29 protein-coding genes are annotated in these 19,651 nt (G+C 43.0%); 20 read left to right on the top strand and 9 right to left on the bottom strand.

The window, feature by feature from the left end; genetic code table 11:
• The first annotated feature begins 500 nt into the window (after positions 1 to 500).
• From SATMO3_RS28170 to SATMO3_RS28160, 3 genes are all read left to right on the top strand, one after another.
• Positions 501 to 1,064, top strand: coding sequence for a GH25 family lysozyme (locus SATMO3_RS28170; RefSeq protein WP_371374214.1), 564 nt, complete (start codon positions 501 to 503; stop codon positions 1,062 to 1,064).
• Positions 1,065 to 1,604: 540 nt separating this feature from the next.
• Entirely contained in the window at positions 1,605 to 2,837 is a 1,233-nt protein-coding gene (locus SATMO3_RS28165; RefSeq protein ID WP_371374211.1) for a hypothetical protein, read from the top strand.
• Between the two features lie 65 nt (positions 2,838 to 2,902).
• Entirely contained in the window at positions 2,903 to 3,052 is a 150-nt protein-coding gene (locus SATMO3_RS28160; RefSeq protein ID WP_371374209.1) for a hypothetical protein, read from the top strand.
• A 276-nt stretch (positions 3,053 to 3,328) separates the two neighbouring features.
• Here the strand turns inward: SATMO3_RS28160 and SATMO3_RS28155 are convergent, their stop codons facing one another.
• Positions 3,329 to 3,844, bottom strand: a complete 516-nt coding sequence (locus SATMO3_RS28155) for a hypothetical protein (protein WP_371374206.1) — start codon at positions 3,842 to 3,844, stop codon at positions 3,329 to 3,331.
• A gap of 175 nt (positions 3,845 to 4,019) precedes the next feature.
• On the opposite strand from SATMO3_RS28155, the gene SATMO3_RS28150 reads away from it, so the two are divergent.
• The 8 genes from SATMO3_RS28150 to SATMO3_RS28115 all read left to right on the top strand — a co-directional run bounded on the left by SATMO3_RS28150 (position 4,020) and on the right by SATMO3_RS28115 (position 7,333).
• A complete protein-coding gene (locus SATMO3_RS28150) occupies positions 4,020 to 4,301 on the top strand; it encodes a hypothetical protein (RefSeq protein ID WP_371374204.1) in 282 nt (93 codons plus the stop codon).
• 335 nt (positions 4,302 to 4,636) lie between these two features.
• Positions 4,637 to 4,765, top strand: a complete 129-nt coding sequence (locus tag SATMO3_RS28145; protein ID WP_371374201.1) for a DUF2292 domain-containing protein — start codon at positions 4,637 to 4,639, stop codon at positions 4,763 to 4,765.
• Positions 4,766 to 5,300: 535 nt separating this feature from the next.
• Entirely contained in the window at positions 5,301 to 5,687 is a 387-nt protein-coding gene (locus SATMO3_RS28140) for an RNA polymerase sigma factor (RefSeq protein WP_371374198.1), read from the top strand.
• A gap of 26 nt (positions 5,688 to 5,713) precedes the next feature.
• Positions 5,714 to 5,887, top strand: coding sequence for a hypothetical protein (locus SATMO3_RS28135; RefSeq protein ID WP_371374195.1), 174 nt, complete (start codon positions 5,714 to 5,716; stop codon positions 5,885 to 5,887).
• A 269-nt stretch (positions 5,888 to 6,156) separates the two neighbouring features.
• The gene (locus tag SATMO3_RS28130; RefSeq protein ID WP_371374193.1) at positions 6,157 to 6,456 is read left to right on the top strand and encodes a BhlA/UviB family holin-like peptide; all 300 of its coding nucleotides are present in this window, start codon (positions 6,157 to 6,159) and stop codon (positions 6,454 to 6,456) included.
• Positions 6,453 to 6,593: a hypothetical protein gene (locus SATMO3_RS28125; protein WP_371374191.1), complete on the top strand. Its 141-nt coding sequence runs from the start codon at positions 6,453 to 6,455 to the stop codon at positions 6,591 to 6,593. Before SATMO3_RS28130 ends, SATMO3_RS28125 begins: the two co-directional genes overlap by 4 nt.
• A gap of 1 nt (position 6,594) precedes the next feature.
• Positions 6,595 to 7,167: an N-acetylmuramoyl-L-alanine amidase gene (locus SATMO3_RS28120; protein ID WP_371374189.1), complete on the top strand. Its 573-nt coding sequence runs from the start codon at positions 6,595 to 6,597 to the stop codon at positions 7,165 to 7,167.
• A gap of 1 nt (position 7,168) precedes the next feature.
• Complete coding sequence (locus tag SATMO3_RS28115; RefSeq protein ID WP_371374187.1) at positions 7,169 to 7,333, top strand: hypothetical protein; 165 nt, start codon at positions 7,169 to 7,171, stop codon at positions 7,331 to 7,333.
• Between the two features lie 67 nt (positions 7,334 to 7,400).
• On the opposite strand, the gene SATMO3_RS28110 is transcribed toward SATMO3_RS28115, so the two are convergent.
• Positions 7,401 to 7,817, bottom strand: a complete 417-nt coding sequence (locus SATMO3_RS28110) for an acyl-CoA thioesterase (RefSeq protein WP_371374184.1) — start codon at positions 7,815 to 7,817, stop codon at positions 7,401 to 7,403.
• Positions 7,818 to 8,811: 994 nt separating this feature from the next.
• Between SATMO3_RS28110 and SATMO3_RS28105 the strand changes: the two genes are divergently transcribed.
• Positions 8,812 to 9,057 carry a GlsB/YeaQ/YmgE family stress response membrane protein gene (locus SATMO3_RS28105; protein WP_371374181.1) on the top strand — a complete coding sequence of 82 codons (246 nt, stop codon included), beginning with the start codon at positions 8,812 to 8,814 and terminating at the stop codon, positions 9,055 to 9,057.
• Positions 9,058 to 9,480: 423 nt separating this feature from the next.
• Here SATMO3_RS28105 and SATMO3_RS28100 read toward each other — a convergent pair whose 3' ends face one another.
• The 6 genes from SATMO3_RS28100 to SATMO3_RS28075 all read right to left on the bottom strand — a co-directional run bounded on the left by SATMO3_RS28100 (position 9,481) and on the right by SATMO3_RS28075 (position 12,200).
• Positions 9,481 to 9,627 (bottom strand): hypothetical protein, encoded by a 147-nt coding sequence (locus SATMO3_RS28100; protein ID WP_371374179.1) that lies wholly within the window; start codon positions 9,625 to 9,627, stop codon positions 9,481 to 9,483.
• Between the two features lie 679 nt (positions 9,628 to 10,306).
• Positions 10,307 to 10,603: a hypothetical protein gene (locus SATMO3_RS28095; RefSeq protein WP_371374176.1), complete on the bottom strand. Its 297-nt coding sequence runs from the start codon at positions 10,601 to 10,603 to the stop codon at positions 10,307 to 10,309.
• A 178-nt stretch (positions 10,604 to 10,781) separates the two neighbouring features.
• Positions 10,782 to 10,964 (bottom strand): hypothetical protein, encoded by a 183-nt coding sequence (locus tag SATMO3_RS28090; RefSeq protein WP_371374174.1) that lies wholly within the window; start codon positions 10,962 to 10,964, stop codon positions 10,782 to 10,784.
• A gap of 202 nt (positions 10,965 to 11,166) precedes the next feature.
• Positions 11,167 to 11,292: a hypothetical protein gene (locus SATMO3_RS28085; RefSeq protein WP_371374172.1), complete on the bottom strand. Its 126-nt coding sequence runs from the start codon at positions 11,290 to 11,292 to the stop codon at positions 11,167 to 11,169.
• Between the two features lie 492 nt (positions 11,293 to 11,784).
• Positions 11,785 to 11,919 carry a hypothetical protein gene (locus SATMO3_RS28080; protein ID WP_371374170.1) on the bottom strand — a complete coding sequence of 45 codons (135 nt, stop codon included), beginning with the start codon at positions 11,917 to 11,919 and terminating at the stop codon, positions 11,785 to 11,787.
• A 44-nt stretch (positions 11,920 to 11,963) separates the two neighbouring features.
• Entirely contained in the window at positions 11,964 to 12,200 is a 237-nt protein-coding gene (locus tag SATMO3_RS28075; RefSeq protein ID WP_371374167.1) for a hypothetical protein, read from the bottom strand.
• A 425-nt stretch (positions 12,201 to 12,625) separates the two neighbouring features.
• On the opposite strand from SATMO3_RS28075, the gene SATMO3_RS28070 reads away from it, so the two are divergent.
• From SATMO3_RS28070 to SATMO3_RS28060, 3 genes are all read left to right on the top strand, one after another.
• Positions 12,626 to 13,090 carry a chemotaxis protein CheW gene (locus tag SATMO3_RS28070; protein WP_371374164.1) on the top strand — a complete coding sequence of 155 codons (465 nt, stop codon included), beginning with the start codon at positions 12,626 to 12,628 and terminating at the stop codon, positions 13,088 to 13,090.
• A 42-nt stretch (positions 13,091 to 13,132) separates the two neighbouring features.
• On the top strand, positions 13,133 to 13,501 hold the full coding sequence (locus SATMO3_RS28065; protein WP_371374161.1) for a hypothetical protein: 369 nt from the start codon (positions 13,133 to 13,135) through the stop codon (positions 13,499 to 13,501).
• A 367-nt stretch (positions 13,502 to 13,868) separates the two neighbouring features.
• The gene (locus SATMO3_RS28060) at positions 13,869 to 14,057 is read left to right on the top strand and encodes a hypothetical protein (RefSeq protein WP_371374158.1); all 189 of its coding nucleotides are present in this window, start codon (positions 13,869 to 13,871) and stop codon (positions 14,055 to 14,057) included.
• Here SATMO3_RS28060 and SATMO3_RS28055 read toward each other — a convergent pair whose 3' ends face one another.
• Positions 14,058 to 14,222 carry a hypothetical protein gene (locus SATMO3_RS28055; RefSeq protein WP_371374155.1) on the bottom strand — a complete coding sequence of 55 codons (165 nt, stop codon included), beginning with the start codon at positions 14,220 to 14,222 and terminating at the stop codon, positions 14,058 to 14,060.
• Positions 14,223 to 14,576: 354 nt separating this feature from the next.
• On the opposite strand from SATMO3_RS28055, the gene SATMO3_RS28050 reads away from it, so the two are divergent.
• From SATMO3_RS28050 to SATMO3_RS28030, 5 genes are read left to right on the top strand one after another with little or no spacing between them, the layout of a single operon-like run.
• Positions 14,577 to 15,089 (top strand): chemotaxis protein CheW, encoded by a 513-nt coding sequence (locus tag SATMO3_RS28050; RefSeq protein ID WP_371374153.1) that lies wholly within the window; start codon positions 14,577 to 14,579, stop codon positions 15,087 to 15,089.
• 10 nt (positions 15,090 to 15,099) lie between these two features.
• The gene (locus SATMO3_RS28045; protein ID WP_371374150.1) at positions 15,100 to 15,543 is read left to right on the top strand and encodes a hypothetical protein; all 444 of its coding nucleotides are present in this window, start codon (positions 15,100 to 15,102) and stop codon (positions 15,541 to 15,543) included.
• On the top strand, positions 15,533 to 17,062 hold the full coding sequence (locus SATMO3_RS28040) for a methyl-accepting chemotaxis protein (RefSeq protein ID WP_371374147.1): 1,530 nt from the start codon (positions 15,533 to 15,535) through the stop codon (positions 17,060 to 17,062). Before SATMO3_RS28045 ends, SATMO3_RS28040 begins: the two co-directional genes overlap by 11 nt.
• 7 nt (positions 17,063 to 17,069) lie before the next feature.
• Positions 17,070 to 18,095 carry a chemotaxis protein CheB gene (locus SATMO3_RS28035; protein WP_371374144.1) on the top strand — a complete coding sequence of 342 codons (1,026 nt, stop codon included), beginning with the start codon at positions 17,070 to 17,072 and terminating at the stop codon, positions 18,093 to 18,095.
• A gap of 17 nt (positions 18,096 to 18,112) precedes the next feature.
• Positions 18,113 to 19,636 (top strand): CheR family methyltransferase, encoded by a 1,524-nt coding sequence (locus tag SATMO3_RS28030; RefSeq protein WP_371374141.1) that lies wholly within the window; start codon positions 18,113 to 18,115, stop codon positions 19,634 to 19,636.
• Positions 19,637 to 19,651 lie beyond the last annotated feature (15 nt).

Below are 19,651 nucleotides of genomic sequence, written 5' to 3'. Positions count from 1 at the left end.
TACAAACAACGGTTTAGGCGACTACTTTGATAGTCAAGGCACATAAGCCCTGTCTGGCTCTAATTCATCGGTACGGAGCCAATTCTTACACACTTCCACAATAAAAAAAATCAGCACTTGCGGGGATAGCCGTAGATTTGGTGTGCAACAAACCGATGGAGTAGGTGTGGAACAGTGGTCAAAAGGATGCAGCCCTAAGTAATTTTAGGGCTGCTTTTTCATGCTTTTTTACGGCCTTGACAAGTAGTACTGTTGATTCTTATATTTAAGGTGCTGATATTCTGCTATGGTCTATTAACTGCTGGAACCCCCTGTTGTCTATGTTCCAGTTGCTGCAACCGTGCAAGTTGATAAAATGACTGGTTGCGGGGGCGTGATTTATAATATCCAGGTACTATTTAGTTGCAATGGAAGCTATAGTATAGCAGAGAACATTATGGATACGGGTAGCGCAAAGTCTCGATCCGTTGCCCTATTAAAAATAATTTGGGAGGATTGAAATGATTAAAGGCATTGACGTGTCTAAACACAATGGGATGGTGGATTGGCAGACTGTTGCGGCAGCCGGCATCGAATTCGTTATAATCCGGTGTTCCTATGGCCTGCAATCAAGAGATGAGATGTTTTCCCGGAACGCTGCCGAAGCCAAGGCTGCCGGGCTGAAAGTCGGAGCCTATCACTACTCATACGCTTTGAGTGTAGCCGATGCAATCCAAGAAGCGGCTAATTGCCGCGAAGCTATTGAATGCATAGGTCAAAAACTTGAACTGCCGGTATTCTTCGATATGGAGGATGCGGACGGATACAAAGAACGAAAGGGATTTGCTTTTGAACCGGCGGAAATTACCGGCATGTGCAAAGCCTTTGTCGACAATATTGGCCTAGATTGCGGCGTCTACGCTTCCTATTCCTGGCTGACTGACTACATTGACTGGCGCAGTATTGGTTGTGCTGTTTGGAATGCCCAGTGGGGCCGCAGTGACGATATCAGGGGTTATATGTGGCAGTATACCGATAGTTTAGAAATTGGTGGGCGGCTGTTTGACGGCAATATTAAATATTAGGACTCTTTGGCGTAGTAATCGTAATGCGGGCATTAAGGTTTTACTGCAATAAAAAAACGCCGCTGCGTGAGGCGGCGCTGAAGGGAGAGGAGTATAACTTATGTTTAGTATACCCAAGTTCCAGGTGGCTATACTGCCTGGTGCTGTTTTTTTGTTGCGGTAGCCGGGTAGTTATTATGGAAGAATAATGGGAACTCATAAAACGGATAGTTGTTTCTTGTTCTGATATGGTCCCGGACTTCGGTTCGGGGCTTTTTTATTTGGAAATAAAACTATCGAGAGATTGGTCCGGTGGTTATTTATGTATACATTTTTAAATGAAATTCTAAAGATGCTGATATATATTTAATATATTCATTTCGGGACACAAACTATATCTCCAAGCTATACAATCAACTGAATAAGGGCTATTAAATTGACTTCCCAGGATTATTTGAAAATTGAAAGCTGAAAAGTAGAACAATTTTAGTTGCTGTATGTATATTTGGTTGCATGCTAGTAGAGGCTTGTTATACAAAAACTAAAGACAAGGAGAATTAAATGAAGAAAAGAAACATACTTTTTATTTTTCTTAGTAATGTTCAATATGAATATTTTAAACGACTGGGAGATTATCTTAGTAATGAATATAATGTTCACTACTTAAGACTAAAAGAGCCAATTAATTTAAAAGATGTTATAAAAACTGCATCGTTATCGTCAAATGTAAAAATCAATGACATTGATCAGGCAGATATTATTGAATATAGTGTTAAGTTGAAAAAATATAGTAAGAAGCTTAGTATGAGACGTAAATTTTTGATGAATACCAGTTTTTTAAAAAAGCACACAGTATCATTAGCTATGATAGTAAAAAATTATCTGGAAGTTCACTCTATCGACTTGGTGTGTGTGTGGAATGGTAGTAAATTACCATTGGCAGTTAGCAGATATATCGCCAAATTAATGGGAATCCATCTTTTACATTTTGAAAATGGGGCTTTGCTTGATACAACAACGGTAGATTCAATCGGAGTGAATTTTCACAATAGTCTAGTAGATATGCCGGTTACTTTTTGGGAAAGCGTTAGTATAGACGAAGAAAAAATTCAATCATTATGCTCTAATCCGTTAACTGTGAGGGAGCGGAGAAACACATCCTCTGTCTCCGGTTTCTTTTTAAAGATAAAGGAAGATAAAACGTGTAATATAGCAGTATTGCCCAATAACTATATATTTGTGCCGTTTCAGGTACATGATGATACACAGGTCTTATTATTTTCGCCGCAAGTAAAAACAATGGAGCAGCTACTGGATTTTGTGTGGCAGGCCGTTGAAAAGTTTAATCAAAACTCAGAAAGCCCGTTAACTATAGTAGTAAAAGAGCATCCTGGTGATTATGGCCGGATAGATTATACTAAGTTAAGAGAGCAATATCATGAACGAAATGTGATTTTTGCTAATGAGTGTCTGACTGAAGATTTGATTAAAAACAGCACAGGAGTTATTACCCTTAACTCAACAGTTGGAATCGAGGCTTTACTTTGCCATAAGCCCGTTATTTCCCTGGGGAATGCATTTTATAATATTCCCGGGCTAGTAACCAATGTGGCAAACCCCGACAAATTAGCCGACTATCTCTATGTTCTTGATAGGCCTGTAAATATTAATTTAGCTAATAAATTCTTGTATTATCTTCGTTATAAATATTTAGTGGAAGGTTCCTGGCGTAACCCGGACGAACGGCATCTTGAAAGTGTGAAAAAGAAAGTTGAGAATGTATTGGATGCGTAATCTTATTATCCGCATACCATTTGCAGGAGCCGGAATGTTACCAATGCTTCGATGAGGATAAGTACGTGATACAAATCATCGGTGACCTTAGCGCAACTCAATGGCGAAGCTGGGCAAAACAAAATAATTCTATTATAGCTGCCTGCCGGGTTCGTCCTGGCAGGCTATTTGATTTTTATTCTAAACAAATTCTAAAATTTGGCGGTTATTATTAGTATATAATCACAGAGCAGAGCTGCTCTGTTAATATAAAATTCCTCCCTTTTTCGCCGCTCTGTCCTTGGGGATTGGAGTGGCTTTTTGATTTGTTTTTTGCAAACGCGGGAAGTATAATTGTTTCTTTGGAGGATATTAAGAGCCGATAAATACGGGGGAGCGCTTTTGACGGCGGAAGAAGAGGATTGGTATCTGAAGCTGTGAAAGACGGGTTTAATATAATTCCCCTTATTGCCCGTCAATGTATTACCGGGTCTTGCTTATTTGCAACTATTTTAGCTTACAGGATACTCACAAAAAATTACGTTGACTGTTACGTTTAATCCTAATGCGCCGGAAGAAGAAAAATACAGACTGCTTCCTGGCTGTATTATAATAGGCACGATTATAGGATTAAACACATTTGTGAGTGAAAGCTGGGTTAAAAGGGTACTGCCGCCACTTACACTTACAGTTGCATTGGCGGCAGAGGATATAATAGTACTGGTGGAAGCTGGATATTTCTCATTTAAGTTATAGACCGGCCGTACTGTTAGTGAGCCGCTCAATGTGGCGTTTCTTATAATCGAATATCCTAAGCTGGCTGAACTGTTAACTAAGATACTTTCCACTGACGTCATTAAATTGGTACTGTTATTTTGAATTCGGCAAATTATATTCCCGGCGACGGCAAGCGATAAATTGGAAGCACTAACATTCATTATGCCACTGCGGGCTTGCGCTGTCAGGTAAGGGATGACATAGACCGGTTCCAGTACAGAGGATGTCAGTTTGGTATTCATTCTCTCCATGATATTTTAATTTTCACCTCCCATTTAGTGTATTCAGTACAATATAACTATGGCTAATTGAAATTTACTTATTAGAAATGCGGAGACCATGATACTGCCAGGGATATGCTGCGAATCGGGGGAGCGTGCCGGCGAAAGTGTGTTTTGCAGGCTGATTAAATAGGAATGACCTGCCGTGCGTCAGGGGCTGTTTATAAAAATAAAGGGTTTACTAATTTTTGCAGGAAATATTTATAGGGTGAAAGAGATGAAAGTTGAAGAAATAGTTTCTCTGCGAGTACAGATGGTTGGCTTGGGTTACAAAGAAGGGGAAGTAAACGCATTTATACATGATGTCACCGGTGATACTCCAATTGATAAATTAAATGATCATGAATGCCAAGAACTGATTGAATACTTAAACAGCTATATTTCCTTTGCAACGAAAAGCAAGCATTTAATTACGAAAGCTAAATAAATCGACTGTATTTTGGGCGATGTATTAAAGCCTCCGGGAGAGCAGAGCGCGGTAACTAAAAATGAAGAGATTAGAGCCTTAAGGCTCTTTTTTTTGTGCGTCGAGCGAGGTTGTACGAAGCTGTTTACGTTCAGATAATGACAAGGGGCGGCGGCTGGTCGAGTTATATAAAAGGGAATTTTTATCAAATGTTTTTGCGGGGTTCTTTACAAACAAGGCAGAAAGCAATATAATAAGCTCAGAACATATGTTCGGGAGAGCTGATGCGATGGATCTTTTTAAGCCAATTTTTCAGCCACAGTATTTAGACATTTATTGCTAAATGGAGGTACGAAATGATAATCAGAGAAGTTGTTAAAAAGGTTTTGAGTAAGCTGAAGTTGCTAAAGTGGGGGAAAATTGAAATTATTGTACGAGATGCAAAAGTGACTCAAATTAATACAATCGAAGAAGACCGGTTGTAAAACTCCTGGGCGACAACGCAGGGAGCTAGAGGGAAAGCCTTTAGCTCCTTTTCTTCATCATTAGCGGTCTTGGGTACAAAAAGCCGAACAATGCAAGTAAGCGCTCATCACTTAAAAGATATTAAAAAGACGAAAAAAACATAGTTTACTATTAATTTGCATGAATTGCATCTAGCAAAAATCCAATTCAGATGTACGGAATAATAATAGGAGGAAATAAATGTATTTTCAAAATAAAGGAGATGCAGGAACACATATAATTTTCTGAGTATAAGAATTAGGGCTGAAAGCATTTATCCTGTGACTAACCCGCTCTAAGACTCCCCCTTCTGTAAGTGGGGGTAAGAGCGGATAAGTCCCGGGATAAGGGCAACTTAGCTTTACTTTATTACTCGATAGTCCGGAGATAGACGTGAATTAAGATCCTGAGCGACAACGCAGGGAGCTGAAGTTATACTTTGGCTCCCTGCGCTATTTTAACAAACATATGTTGTCAGTAAGAAGTAGCAAAAAGTTATTGCTGGGAGGACATAGCATGTGCAATAATCAGCGCCAGATTATGAAGAAAGCAAAGGGGAAGAGCATTGCGGGTGGTCATGTTGATTACGACCCCAAACAAATCGCCAATATCATTAAACGGTATCAAGAGCTTAGAAGTGCAATTGAAATTACCTCAGCCCGGTATGAACAAACGAACGGGGGCGGTTCCAGGACCGGTAAAGAAGAAATCCTGTGCGCACTGGTTGATGTTGACCGGGCAATGAATCAGTTGTCGCCGCGGCAAAGAGTGGTAATCCGTATGCTGGAAGAGGGCTATCCATGCGAAGAAATCTGTTCAAGATTGGGCATTCGTCTTGCTACGGTAAAATTTCATGTGAGTCAGGGAATCTGTCGTCTGACCGCTTACTTAAATTTACACTAATACAGAGAGCGAAAGGGTGGATTATTATGAAGTATTATACACTGGAGATGCTGGAAGGGGCCTATAGCCGGGAATATCCTGACATGCCGGAACACGTAATCAAAGAGAAAGCAAAGCAACTGCACAGAAAAATGAATACGCTGGACATTTACTGGAAACGCAGCAACCGTCGGTTTTACCAAAATAATGACTTAATGTAAAAAAATATACCTATCCTTTTTTACCATTTGATGTACGTATAAAGAATAGGAGGAGTAATAAGGGCAGATGGTTCTGGCAAAGGGTTATATCCCGGAGCAGCAGGTTTGATCCCGGACGCGACAAATGATCGGGTAACAATTGGACTAACAGTATATCACTAACAATCTATTTGTTATCGCTGTCGAAGCTCAAATATTTGTCGAGCGCGGGTGGTAGGAAGGGAAATGCATATGCCGCGTGAGCCATGCTGCTGAGAGCGGTTATTTTTATGACTATTTTATGGGGTGGGGTCTTGGAGCAGGTCTTACCATTTAAAGAAATACTGGCCAGCCCGAATAGTGCCTGGGCGCTGCTGGCTATAGTCTTAGTTATTTACGTTATGCGGGATAGCGGTAAACGGGAGGAGCGCCTCACCGGGATTATTGACAGCTCATTATCTGAGCAGACAAAGACGCTTAACCATATTAACACCTCGCTATTATCCCTGAAGGACGCCCTTTGCGACGTTAAGGGGCGTGTGGAAGATCTGGAAGTTTTGATAGGGATTGAAAAAGAGGAGAAAAAATGAAAAATAAAAAGCGGGTTGCAGCCATAATCACAGCTTTACTGGCGGGGTATGCAGCTTATATGAAGGCTTTTAAAGGCACTGACATTGATGTTAGTGCCTTTATTAATGCAGTAAATATTTTATTGGGAGGGAATTAACATGCCAATTGTATGTTTAGACCCTGGCCATGGCGGCTCTGATCCGGGGGCGTGCGGCAACGGTTTGCGCGAATGTGATGTTACTCTGATTGTCGCGTTAAAGGTTCGGGCGTATCTGCAGCCAGTGGGGTATCAGGTCATTATGACCCGAGAAACAGATAGAGATGTGTATGGTGCTAATGCGACTGCTGTGCAAGAACTGGGTGCCAGGTGCGCTATAGCGAACAGTGCGAATGCGGATGCCTTTATATCCATCCATTGCAATGCATTCAATGAAGTGGCAAACGGTACGGAGACCCTGTATTTTGCTGGCAGCGTAGACGGGAAGCTATTGGCCGAGTGTATTCATAACCAGCTTATTGGTCTTGGTGACCTTACCGACCGAGGTTTAAAAACCAATCCTCTGTATGTGACAAAACATACAGACGCACCGGCCTGTCTTACAGAACTGGTGTTTATATCCAATCCCGAGGATGCCGCTAAACTGGGAGAACCGCAGTGGCAGGATCAGTTTGCCCGGGCGATAGCGCGCGACGTTACAGATTATTTTGCAACAAGGTTAGGGAGGGACTAACATGAGCTTATGGACGAATATTAGAGATAAGGTGATCATGTTATTAACAGGATATGGTATTAGCAAGGTGCTGGACAAAAATACCTCCTGGGTTGATACCCGGGAACAAATTAAGGCTACTGCAGTAGAGGCAGTAGTTAAGGAAGAGACGGACAACAAAAAATAAGCATCCGCAGGCAAATGTCCACAGATGCTTATTTTATATATTTAGATTGTTATTCATGCTTCTTTGACTATAACGCTTTCGCTTTGGCCTGCAGTTCAACATCCTCCGGCGAGACTGCCTCGATGGAAAGACCATGCGGAGCCGGCTTGCCATGAGAATCAACATTGATAAATGTTAAGAAACCGTCTACGACAAACTCGTCAGTAGGATGGATCATTATTTTTACATAAGCGACCAAACTGGTTCTGCCGGCAAGAACTACTTTGCTTTCGCACCGGATGAGGCTGCCTTTTTTTACCGGTCTGGTAAAAACCATTCCATGAATTTTTACACATACAGTTTTTTCAGGTGCAGTAAGCGAAGCTGCTGCAATAAATCCTGCTTCAACAAACCATTCTGCACCCCTTCCCGCGAATAAAGTTCCATGATGATTAAGATCGCCGCCCTTGACTAAACGGCACATTGATACTGCTTTGACTTCCATGTTCATTTCCTCCTAAAAAGGTTTGTTGTTTACCGCCTGGAAAAACTGTGATTAGCTAACTTGCATTCTGCAGTAACAAAAAACTGCGTTTGAATGTAAAATATTCAGAATGCGTTATGTAGCAAATAAATCACACAAGTATGATTTTACCACTATATTTATTAGTCTTCCAGAAAAATTCAAAGATTGAAGAGTTTGGCATAAAAAAATCTTTTTATAGTGATTTGCCAATAACCGGCAGTAATTTACTGAAAAATGCACCGGGTTTTCTATGAACATACTATAGACATATAATTAGCCGCACCCTCAGGGGTGCGGCTTCATTTGCCTAGATATTCAGAAACAAAGGCACAATAATTGCGATTAACAAAGCCAGGTAAATACAGCTGGCGATAAACATCTTCCATGGTGCCCCGGAGCGAAATCCAGGCAGTCGCCGCCAGTTAGGCAGCGGTTGTTCCTGTTCTAGTGACAGTTGACACCCGCAACGGGGACAATATGAGAAATCAAAATGAGTACAAACACCGCAGTACGGACACTTCATACAATCACCCTTTTTCAGGTTGCCACAATAAGCGTTATATTATAACGTAAGCATGCTTGCCACCGCTGGAATTATAATGCCGGCAGGCTATCGATCCGTCTTGTGCAGGCAGGTGAATTTTATGTGTAACAGTCTATTGCTTTTTCGGGAACCTTCGTTTCTAAAGAAATTCTAAAAATCAGGATATATAATCCATAAATAGAAGTGCTCTCCTTATTAATAAATTTCCCTGTACAGCCCGGCATTTAATGCCGGGTATTTTTTTGTCTGTTCTTGTGACAAATTTCATAAGCTTTTTGTCAGCCGCCTGCCGGGCGGTTTTTGGTTTTTAGATAAATAAATTCTTTAAATCAGGCGGCCGTACCTTCAGAATATGGATTTTAATTCCAGTCATATAGCCGGCATACTTTACGGCTGGCGAGGACATACTATAGTCGGAGGTGCATGCTTGTGATATGGTCTTTAATTATCGGCGCAATAGCAGGCTGGGCAGCCGGACAACTGACACGCGGCCATGGCTTCGGACTGGCGGTTGATATCATTGTCGGTGTGGTGGGCGCTTTTATAGGCAGATTTGCTTTATCCTTCTTCGGTTTTGCCGCTTATGGCACTATTGCTGAAATAATTACCAGCATAATAGGCGCCGTAATCCTGCTGGGCATTATCAGAATGTTTAGCGGCAGCTCAAAAGTATAGCTTATTTTGATGACGTAAGTTTCAATCCTGCATTGCCGGAACGGCTGCAGGATTTCGTTTTTTTTATTAAAAAGCCTAAAAGCTTTAAAACACACTGGGCATTGAACAGGGAAATTATGGCAGTGTTGAAAAACAGGGGGACAGGGACCGTGTTTTTTTACTGCTAATGTATACCTCCTATAAAAGCAATATGCTGCGCGAAGTATTTGGAATCAAAGAAAGCAAGGAGAAAAAGTGTATATAAAGCTAAGGGGATTATACAACTCCAAAAGCGAAAATCGCCGTTTTGCAAGGTATTGCCGCAGTCTGCTGATTATTTTTGTAACATTGTATCTGTCGGTCAGGTTTTAGCCGGGGTGCGGGTCGTAGTTTTTGTCTGTAAAAAAAGAAATGGCTGGCCCGGAGGGCCGGCCGTTTGTCTATTTAGGATTTTGCCGGTTTGCTGGATCGGCGGACTGCCAGTAGTGCATGCTTGACAACCTGCTCTGTTTGACCTTTGTTTAACCCAAAGGGACGAACCATATTCTTAACTTCATTTATAAATCTTTGCTCATCAAAATAAATAATCATAATGATCACCACCCCTAAACGTCTGTTACTTCATTATACGGATTATGTTGCAAAGATGTGAACAGGAGCCAGTGGAATGTTGGTTTATCCAGTACATTTTTTTTGCTGCGCGGCTGCTTGAATAAAGTGGATTATTTAGCAGAAGCGATATAATTGCAAACTGCTAGATATAATTTCTAAAATATGTAAATATATTATTGTTAGTGGGAGTAAGAAGCAGGGGGTATAGCGCATGTTTAATCCTGGAGTAGCCATGTTGATCGGGATTCTTGGATTGTGTATGGGAGCAGTCTTGCTGCTGATTTTTGGAAAGCCGCTAACTAAAGAACGGTCAGGCTGCAATAAAAATTAGAAAAAGCAATGCCGTTTATATTTGCGCAGCAGATTGAATTGATATTTGCCTGGAACATACGACGCAACAGTGCCTGGACTGTCACTGCCAGCATTTATAAAAACTAAAAAAATACTGCTCGGGAGGCAAAATATACTATTAAGGCGGACAAACTATTCTTTAAAATTTAAATATAGTATAACTAAATTGTCACAATCGAACCTATAACGCAATCATCTTTTATCTCCGTTTACTTTACTTAGTAAACGGAGTCTTTTTATTAGTTAGCATACAGTAAACTTTTTTGTTTGGTTTGCCTGAGAAATAAAAAAACGGGGGTTTAACCCGTTAACGGTAGGTGGAAATACGAGATTCTTCATCGATCTGAATGGTGTTGCTTTGTTTTGGCGGTTGCATTAAGGCTGTTCTGACAGTACCTGTTGATGCAGATACCGGAATGCCGTTTAGATTTATAACTCCGTTAGCTTGATGGTCTAAATCGGTATTAGTGGAGTTATTGGCTGAATTAGTTTCTGCGGTATCCTGCTCGCGGGTACTATTATCCTGCATTAGTGCCGCTTCGATTCCGCTGGTATCGAAAACTTTTTCAGGCTTGTCAGTATGTTGACGTTTGTTGCTAGCCACTTAAATCACCCCCAGGTTGGTTTTGCCGCTAAGAGTGCCGGTCAGTGTCATAACGAACAGAGTCGGGCTGAGATAAAGTAGACCTAGCTTCAGGTGGGGGTTTTTACCCCACTGAAGGTTAGTCACTGAAAAATCAGAGTATACAAAAGCCGGCAGTAAGGCGATATGACCAATCAAGCTATTCCGATAAAAAATCGTAGACATTTTGATTGGATTTAGCTGCCGGCTTGTCCCGCAAAAGTAACTTCTTTTTGTCTTTGGCAATTAGACGATCCATTTCTTCATACGCATCATGAAGTTTGCTGGCTGGTTTTATATCAGTGCGGAATCTTAGGTAAGAGCCGTTGTTTCTATAAGTCATAATACTCACCTCACATAGTAGTTTGCGTCATGTGCGTCATCCCATTCACTTAAGAATATGGAAATCAATACACAAGCATTACGTTGAATTATTGGCCTCAGACAAGCCGACGGAAGCGGCTCCCGTCAGCTAACAGTCATATTGCCGTAGGTTACTGCGAGGACTGTAACCCCAAAAAGCAAAAGGGCAGCAATAGCTGCCCTCAGGTAGAGGGGTGATTGGGGCCGGTAAGTTTTTTATCGCTGCTCATATCTTTGTTTTTAAGATTTTGGTTTTGTTTCTTTTGCTGTTGCTGGGCTAAAGAGTCGTTGGTATTATTTCTGGCCATTCGATCACCTCCTGTGGATAGTCTTTGTGAGACCGGGGATTTAAATACAAGTAATCCCAATAAACAATAAGCTTATGTAGTTGTCTTAGTGTTCGCAGCCGTGACTGCCCGGTATTCCCGAATCAGCTTTTTACTCAAAATAAATGACCGCCCTAAGACGGTCAATAAAGCTACCCCCGCGGAAAACAGTTATATGGCGAACATCTTCTCGGGTAACATGGCCGTGGAAAACAATACATTACGGGATGACAGGCATAAGGATTACATACGGCCCTATAGTTTTTTTGATTTTGCCAGTCTTCTATCTCGGGATATTCTCTACATTTTAGCATTGTTAAGTACACCTCCGTTTGTTATTAGCATATGTCGATAATTGGAATGGTGTGCTAAGGTATTATCTTGAAAAGCCAAGTGCTCACTACTGACGAGCTCGTACAGCCGGAGTTTGGATGCAATAAGAAAACCTGGGTCTAGACCCAGGTTTAGGAGGTTTTAGTCGCGATGACAATGATGCCAGTGGTGCATAGCCTTTAAGCCGACATACACAATAGCACCCACAGCCAGGACTCTTAATAATGAGGAGTCGTGCATGGAACAGCCATGGCGTTTGGAATGATGACAGAACATTATTAAATCACCTCCAAAGCTAGTGTGCCATGAATTATGATGAATTATTGCTGGAAATAGGGGCAATTATTGCAACGTCTGTAATTGTCTCTTAGCGTTGAAAGTTCATTGCAAAGATTCTGAAGCTGGCTTTCCAGCTTACCATACTGCTCTTCCTGGTCTTTCTTCGAACATTCGGCATTGTATTGCTTTTGGAATTCAATTATGAGTATCATTACATCAATAATTATAGCAACCACTAAAATCGTAATGACCCATTTATTGATATTGTCGCAATTCATATCTTTATACCTCAGGTTCGGTTATTATTTCTAATCTATGATATTCGCTACCTGTGAAAACTGTATACGATTCTGCCCGGGACTTAAAGTTGAATGGCTAAAAAAGCTCCTGGCAGCCCCTGTTGGGTATTATAAATAAGGAATTAATTATTAATATATGTACAAAAATGGCCTTTTTTGTCGGATGGACTTACATAAATGTAAAAATTGGTAAGCAAATAAGAGCGAGTAAAAATTCTTTTGTTCTATTCAAGAGCCAGCAAATTCCAGGCTTTAACAAGATAATTTATTTAGCATGCCTATATTGGCATGCTTTTTGCATAAGTTTAGAAGTGACATCTGGCCGGGCTGTTGCGATAGGCGTAGAGCCTTAGTTTGCGAGATAAATTGAAGCTCAGAAGTTCGAGGTAAAGGAGAGGCGTCTGGTGATTGAAGAACAAGTGTTGATATTTCGTGTACAAGAGGAAGAATATGCAATCCCCTTCGAGGATTCTCAAGAAACGATCGCAAAACTTCCGATAACAAAAATTCCAACTGCTATTGATTATCTGGAAGGCGTCACAAACATCCATGGGCAGGTTATTCCTGTTGTCAGATTATCCGCGAAAATTGGTTTAGCCGGTGATATACCTTCAGAGCAAAAGGTTATAATTGTAAAAATAGGATTACAGAAGATTGGCATAATGGTTGATGAAATTACAGGTGGAGTTTGTTTGACAGCCGATTGCATTGATCCGGCAAATAGGGGAAACAGTTGCCTGGGGTCTTGCATCAAAGGCTTAGGGGAGATTGGCAACCGGCCAATAATGCTCTTGGATATTGCCAGGCTATTTTCGGAGGAGGAATTATCCTTCTTGCGCAGGCTTGAGCAATTAGCGTGCTTTTACTAGAATTTTTTCCGTAGGCCGACATTTCTAATGGAAATCTAAATTATGGAACGTATGATTAGTGCATGGATTCAATCAAAATGCAAAGGACGTGTTTCCATGAAAAATGTGGCCAAAAAGGTAATTATATACTCCATGGTAGGCTTATTGCATGTCGGTGTTTTTGTTTCTGCGGCTGAAGCTGCCGCTCCAGGACAAAATGAACCGCCGCGTTACGAACACCGGGATGAACATCGTCAGCGAGAACTGGAGAAGGAAAAAGAGCGCCGGCTGCATGAAGAAAATGTGTATCATGAAAAACAAATGAAGCGACGCCCGTTTGAATCGAAAAAAAGCTGGCATGAACGCCAGAAGAAAGAAAATGAGCGACATGAAAAAGCAGTACGCGAAATTATGCGCATGGGTCACCGGTGAGAATACATAAATGTAAGCCCTTGGAAAGGAATCCAAGGGCTTTTCTGACTGCCTTTTGTTGATTTGGATAAGTGCTTTTCTTATGTTTTTAGTCAGGAATTACCACACCAACCAGCCAGACTAGGAATACGGTTCCCACTGGCGCTGCAAGCAACGCCCCAACTGACAGCAGGATATCCAGTATCATACAAATCCCCCCGTACATCCTATGTAGCAAGGGGGGCGGACAGAACAAAAAAAATATGCCCTGGGCAGCAGGCATTTGGCGATACTACGGGCTGGTTGCATGAACATAGCTTTTTTTAAAGGGATTTATTACCTTTTGATGAACTATATATTAAAGGGTAAGTGGGGTGATTTAGAATTAATGGCTAATACAGAAACTCTGCAAAAATGGTTTAGCAGCGATATGAAGGAAGCTATACTCGTTTTGTCAGGTGACTACTGGCTTGTTTATGTGGAAACCAAGGAAAGCAAACTCCTTGGCAAGTCGGCGGAAGAGGCCAGGGAAATTCTTAAAGAGTTAGATAAAATCGAAAATTTCCCGGGATTTTAGCTATATTTTAATATCCACGTTAGAATTCTTTCGGAGCTCTTTCTCCAACAAGTTCTTGAAAGACGGCGCGGATTTTTTTTTGGTTGCATAAGAAGTGGTAAGATATTTATCTTGTAAATAAGATTTTTGTCCTGCAAATACTGGGGCGACTTTGGTAACAATCATAATAATCACCTTCCATATTTTTACACATAATTTCTGTGTTATGGAAAATAATTCCTTCAGTGAAATTTGTTAAATCCAGAAACATTTTGTGTCATTTTTCTGCAAAATAACTACCGCCGCTTGCAATACGGCGGTAGTTTTATTTTGCAGATTTATCCCCCAGGAGGCTATCCGGCCACTAACCTTCAGATGGAGTTAAAACCTCACCTGCAGGTTAGTATACTTTATTGCTGCATAGTCTCTTGCGAGTTTTTAAATAGGCTGTCGGTATTTAGGGAAAAACGCTAGCAATATAAAACAGCTTCATGCTATAGTAAAGACAAATATAGCAAACTGAGGAGGGTAAACAAAAGAGTGTCCGATGAATTAACAAAAAGTGATATGATTCTTACGCACATTGCTAATAGTAATCTTGCCGAGAGAATCGTGGATGTCGATGAAGAAATGATCAGTTTGTTAGTATTTCAGCTGGGTGATTATTTGTTTGCTTTCCATGGCGACCAAGTCAGGGAAATACTTCCTTTTGCCGGAACATCCTGGATTCCCGGCGCAACGGCTTCGATTCCGGGAGTGATTAATGTTCGCGGGGATGTGGTGGCGTTAATTGCTTTGGGGCAGGCTTTCGGGGACCGAAATACCGGCGCAGCCGGAGCATTTTCTGTTCTGCTGCGGCACGGGGACGGCCGCAGCGGAATTCTTGTAGACAATATTGTGGATGTTGCCGCCGTGCCGGTTTCCGGCATTATGGAGATACTGCCAACCCTGGAAGAACGGTTTAAACGGTTTGCATCCGGTCAGTTTGAATATAAGCAAACAATGGTTACCATACTGGATGCTGCGTTGATTTTAGCGAAGGTAGAGTTATAGGGAGATCGATGTGGAACTGACTGAAGTCCAACTTTTACTTTTTACAGTAAGCGGCAATCGCTATGGTATTGATATTGATCAGATTGCCGCTTTGAGGAATGCCGATTCAACTGAGTCACCGCTATATTTTGCTCAGCTCATGGGAGTACATAATGTAACAAAGTCTGCTTGCTCGAAGCAGTTAATTATAAAACATACCGGGAACAGACCTGTCTTGATTACTGAACCTGAAGAAGTAGCGACAGTTTCAACGGGTTCTATCCGCCCTGTGCCGGCCATATTAAAAAAAACGGCTGGCGAAAAAGGGGTATGGGGGCTCTTGCCACAGTCACAGCAAAGGGTTATCATTCTGGTCGATCTTTATAAAAATCTGTTGTTTATGCAACTGACAGACAGCATTGCCAATGCAAAACCAGATAGGGTTTTACAAGAGAGGAGTAACAATGAAAAGTAGTCTTAAGGTAAAAATGATTGGACTTATGGCTCTGTTTATGTGTTGTTTAGTAGCGGTATTATCCTATTTTTCTGTTTCCGCCACGCTGCAACGGGGCGAGTTAAGGCTGCGTGAATATGAGGAAATGCTTTATAAACAGAAAACCGATAATATGAAGAACCTTGTTGAATCCATTGCCAACGCCGCTTCCCTTTTGCCGGAAGAAGAAGCCAAGCAGTTGATACGTCATGCCCGCTATGGCGAAGACGGATATTTTTTGGTTATCAATGCAAACGGCAATATGGCAGTACATATTGATCAGACTTTGGAGGGACAAGCATTAGCCAATATACGTGACGCGGGAAATGCGGTTTTTTGGCCGAAGCTGCTTGAACAATGTAAGGAAAAAGGGGAAGGTACAGTAAAGTATACCTGGATAAAACCGGGGTCCGCCAAGCCGGAAGCCAAATTATCCTACGGTAAGGCAATCGGCAAGTGGAATTGGATTGTGGTGACAGGGATGTATCTGGACGACGTGGCGGCTGCAATCAGCAGAGAAGAAGCCCTAATTCACCAGGAAATATGGGGTACAGTAGTGCGGTATCTACTGATAGCAGCTGTTGCCCTTGTATTAATTATTGCAATCGCCGGCTTCTTTCTTAACCGGTATATTACTCAGCCTCTGGCCGGCGCCATAGCAAAAGTAAATAATTACGCAGCCGAAATGGACGAAACAGTAACGAATCAGGCCAGCTTTTCCCTGGAGCTTTCGTCGTCGGTAAGCGAAATCTCAGCAACCATGGAGGAATTTTCTTCATCAGGCATATTGATTTCCAACCATAGTCAGGGTGTGGCCGACAGTGCTGCTCAAACGCTGGAGCGGACCAGGCAAGGCGTAGCTGAGGTGGAAGCGCTGATGGGGAAAATGAAAGAGATTTATAGCGATAATCAGATTAATATTCAGGAGATCGTTGCGTTGGGCCATAGGTCAAAAGAAGTTAACAAAATTATGGAATTTATCAACAATATTACCAGTCAAACCCGGCTGATCGCCTTTAATGCCGCACTTGAGGCCGCAAGTGCCGGGGAAGCGGGTAAACGTTTTGGGGTAGTTGCTCTGGAAATCAGACGTTTGGCCGACAGTGTTATGGAATCCACTAAAGAGATTGAAACCAAGATCAATGAAATTGTAGCTGCTGTCAGCCGCCAGGTAGTCGCCTCTGAGAAAAACACCAAGGGGATTGAAGAAGGACTGGCCTATTCGGAACGGACTGTCACGCTTATTTACGATATTGAGAACGCCGCAGATCAGACAACAGATGCTGTCAGCCAGATTGTTCTTTCCATTCAGCAGCAGCAAACCGCCGGTGAACAGGTGCTGACGGCGCTGCGGCAGATCAAACAGGGCACTAATGACAACACAACCATGATTCAGCAAACAAAAGCCATCAGTAAGGAATTGGCTAAACTGGCGGAGGAACTCGAAGCTGTGGTTGATACAGGCAAACCGGCAGCCATTGCAGGCAGAGTCCACGGATGAGCGGATTATGAGTGCTCGGGATACATGTATAAAGGTACTGATTGTCGGCAGTCCCCTTATACGGGAATGGCTTGTCAGACTGCTGGCTGCCCAAGCCGGTGTTGAAGTAGCCGGTGAGGCGCCCAATGGGGACGAAGGCGCAAGGCTGGCCTTCCTGTTGCGCCCCGACCTTATTATAATGGCTATTGAGATGCCTGCCAGGAAGGGGTTAGAAGCTATTGAGGCCATTATGCAGCGGAATCCGACCCCCATACTTGTGCTTACTTCCTATAGTGACGCCGGCCTGGCGTATGAAGCGATAAGCCGGGGCGCTTTGGAAGTAATAGTAAAGCCTAAGCCTGATCTGGCACAGTGCCGGCAATTTGTACGCAAGATAAAATTGTTGGCAGGAGTCAGCGTCATCAGACACATTAAGGGCAGCAAGCCGGCCTGGAAGAATGTTGCCAGCGGAAAGGAAGCAACCGGAGTCTGGACAAAAGTGGTAGCCATTGCCTCTTCACTGGGAGGGGCGAATGTACTGGAAACCATCTTTTCACGGCTGCCGGCTGGTTTTCCCGCTCCTATTGTCGTTGCGCAACATATTTCCGCCGGTTTTGCGGAGGCTTTGGCTGACTGGCTGAATCATAAAACGCCCCTGACTGTAAAAGTGGCCTCCGGGGCGGATGTTTTAACTCCCGGCAGTGTATTTATTGCGCCGCCGGAATACAACATTGAGGTCGATGCAGCTGGAAAACTTACGCTTGCGCCATGCCCAGCCGGACATATATACCACCCCTCCTGTGACCGGTTACTTACATCAGTAGCCTGCGCTTACCGGGAACGGGCTGTAGGTATCATCCTGACAGGCATGGGACAGGACGGGGTAGCAGGTATGGCGGCCATTAAGGCCGCCGGTGGGGTGACTATTGCCCAAAATGAACAAACATCACTCATCTACAATATGCCGCGGTTGGTAATAGAACGTGGGCTGGCCGACTTTGTCGTGGCCGCCGCTGATATTTCCACCACGTTAACCAGCGTAGTTAGCGGATGAATAGGAAGGAAAAACCGTTGACAAAACTTGAATTAGAAGAACTCGATCTATTTATAAGCCGGCGTTTTGGCTTGGAGTTTCGCCATCAACGCCTGGATTTGCTGAAAGACGCAGTCCAAAGACGTATTGCCCTGAGTCAGGCGCTGACGGTTAGGCAGTATCTAAACTTTTTGCAGCAGCGTGAAGAAGAGGTCTTGCTGCTTATCAACTTGTTAACGGTACATGAAACCTACTTTTTTCGTGAACCCACTCAACTAGAGGTTATGGCCGGGCAGGTCATTCCGCAGCTATTGAAAAATGCCGGCGCCAAACCCTTGCTCCGCTTGCTGAGTGCTGGTTGCTCAACCGGCGAAGAAGCCTATTCCATGGCAATAGCGGCACTTAAAATACCGGGGGCAGGCAGCGAATGGGATTTTGAAGTGATCGGCATGGACGTGGATAAAGCAGCTGTCGATAAGGCTCAGGCCGGTATATACGGGTCATACTCGTTTCGCTCCTGTCCAGAGGATGTACGGGATAACTATTTTCAGCCGGTGACTAAAGACCGCTTTGCAATTAAACCTTTCGTCAAAGCAAAAGTACGGTTTGAACATTTGAATTTATTTGAACCGGTGTATCCTGAATGGCTTAGAAGCATGAACATTGTATTTTACAGAAATGTATCCATCTATTTTTCGCAGGAACAGCGCCAGGAAGTGTTTCGACGGTTAGCCGGCCTGCTTACGGCGGGCGGTTGTTTATTTCTAAGCTGTACGGAAACGTTATACCACAATAATAACCTTATGTCATTGGTGAAAAGCGGTGATACCTTTTATTACCGGAAACAGGACCGTTTCTTCCGGGCCAGTCCTGATACCGGTCCGGAAATAACAGCCGTAAAGCCGCGTAGTCTTAATGTCCAGCCGTCGGCTATACGGCATTCCCCGGCCAAAGCCGCAGTCAAAAAAAGAACATTGCCCTCTGAACCATCAAAAATGCAGCTGCGTTTGCCAGCGGACAAGCTGATGCCAGGCGGGGGAAACAAAGCAGATATATGCCGGCAATTGTTTGCCGATGCCCTGGAACTGGTTAACGGTAAAAACTATGATGAAGCTATTGTTTTCTTGGACCGGATTCTGGCGAGAGATTCCTTTTACGTTAGAGCGCATACTTTAAAGGCCAATATTCTACTTAACCGGCAGAATGCCGCCGCTGCTATTGAAGCTTGCCAGGCCGCGCTGGTGATAGATGCATTATGCCTGGAAGCCTATCTGCTGCTAGGCATGGCCGCAAGGCTTACCGGTATGACAGACGAAGCCATTCACCGGTTTAAGGAAGCTGTTTATGTAAGTCCGGAATGTTGGCTGGCGCATTTCTTTTTAGCCGAAATGTACCAAATGCGAGAAGAGAATGCGTTTGCCAAGCGGGAGTATGAAGTAGCTATGCGGCTTCTGACACAGGGGAAGTTCGCCGGTCACGGGTTGAGCTTTTTCCTGGTGCCATTTCAACTGGAAGATTTTATTCGCTTATGTCAGCACAACATAGCCAAACTGCAGGACTGATGCTCTGCACCGTAA

Source organism: Sporomusa aerivorans, from assembly GCF_041428895.1.
Lineage (GTDB): Bacteria > Bacillota > Negativicutes > Sporomusales > Sporomusaceae > Sporomusa > Sporomusa aerivorans.
This window is presented reverse-complemented; position numbering and strand designations above follow the sequence as displayed.

What these genes read in the sequence shown, in the direction of transcription:
- SATMO3_RS28170 (WP_371374214.1), top strand. Translation starts at nt 501, where the DNA reads ATGATTAAAGGCATTGACGTGTCTAAACACAATGGGATGGTGGATTGG.
- SATMO3_RS28165 (WP_371374211.1), top strand. Translation starts at nt 1,605, where the DNA reads ATGAAGAAAAGAAACATACTTTTTATTTTTCTTAGTAATGTTCAATAT.
- SATMO3_RS28155 (WP_371374206.1), bottom strand. Translation starts at nt 3,844, where the DNA reads ATGGAGAGAATGAATACCAAACTGACATCCTCTGTACTGGAACCGGTC.
- SATMO3_RS28145 (WP_371374201.1), top strand. Translation starts at nt 4,637, where the DNA reads ATGATAATCAGAGAAGTTGTTAAAAAGGTTTTGAGTAAGCTGAAGTTG.
- SATMO3_RS28140 (WP_371374198.1), top strand. Translation starts at nt 5,301, where the DNA reads ATGTGCAATAATCAGCGCCAGATTATGAAGAAAGCAAAGGGGAAGAGC.
- SATMO3_RS28135 (WP_371374195.1), top strand. Translation starts at nt 5,714, where the DNA reads ATGAAGTATTATACACTGGAGATGCTGGAAGGGGCCTATAGCCGGGAA.
- SATMO3_RS28130 (WP_371374193.1), top strand. Translation starts at nt 6,157, where the DNA reads ATGACTATTTTATGGGGTGGGGTCTTGGAGCAGGTCTTACCATTTAAA.
- SATMO3_RS28125 (WP_371374191.1), top strand. Translation starts at nt 6,453, where the DNA reads ATGAAAAATAAAAAGCGGGTTGCAGCCATAATCACAGCTTTACTGGCG.
- SATMO3_RS28120 (WP_371374189.1), top strand. Translation starts at nt 6,595, where the DNA reads ATGCCAATTGTATGTTTAGACCCTGGCCATGGCGGCTCTGATCCGGGG.
- SATMO3_RS28115 (WP_371374187.1), top strand. Translation starts at nt 7,169, where the DNA reads ATGAGCTTATGGACGAATATTAGAGATAAGGTGATCATGTTATTAACA.
- SATMO3_RS28110 (WP_371374184.1), bottom strand. Translation starts at nt 7,817, where the DNA reads ATGGAAGTCAAAGCAGTATCAATGTGCCGTTTAGTCAAGGGCGGCGAT.
- SATMO3_RS28100 (WP_371374179.1), bottom strand. Translation starts at nt 9,627, where the DNA reads ATGATTATTTATTTTGATGAGCAAAGATTTATAAATGAAGTTAAGAAT.
- SATMO3_RS28090 (WP_371374174.1), bottom strand. Translation starts at nt 10,964, where the DNA reads ATGACTTATAGAAACAACGGCTCTTACCTAAGATTCCGCACTGATATA.
- SATMO3_RS28085 (WP_371374172.1), bottom strand. Translation starts at nt 11,292, where the DNA reads ATGGCCAGAAATAATACCAACGACTCTTTAGCCCAGCAACAGCAAAAG.
- SATMO3_RS28080 (WP_371374170.1), bottom strand. Translation starts at nt 11,919, where the DNA reads ATGTTCTGTCATCATTCCAAACGCCATGGCTGTTCCATGCACGACTCC.
- SATMO3_RS28075 (WP_371374167.1), bottom strand. Translation starts at nt 12,200, where the DNA reads ATGAATTGCGACAATATCAATAAATGGGTCATTACGATTTTAGTGGTT.
- SATMO3_RS28065 (WP_371374161.1), top strand. Translation starts at nt 13,133, where the DNA reads ATGGAACGTATGATTAGTGCATGGATTCAATCAAAATGCAAAGGACGT.
- SATMO3_RS28060 (WP_371374158.1), top strand. Translation starts at nt 13,869, where the DNA reads ATGGCTAATACAGAAACTCTGCAAAAATGGTTTAGCAGCGATATGAAG.
- SATMO3_RS28055 (WP_371374155.1), bottom strand. Translation starts at nt 14,222, where the DNA reads ATGATTGTTACCAAAGTCGCCCCAGTATTTGCAGGACAAAAATCTTAT.
- SATMO3_RS28040 (WP_371374147.1), top strand. Translation starts at nt 15,533, where the DNA reads ATGAAAAGTAGTCTTAAGGTAAAAATGATTGGACTTATGGCTCTGTTT.
- SATMO3_RS28035 (WP_371374144.1), top strand. Translation starts at nt 17,070, where the DNA reads ATGAGTGCTCGGGATACATGTATAAAGGTACTGATTGTCGGCAGTCCC.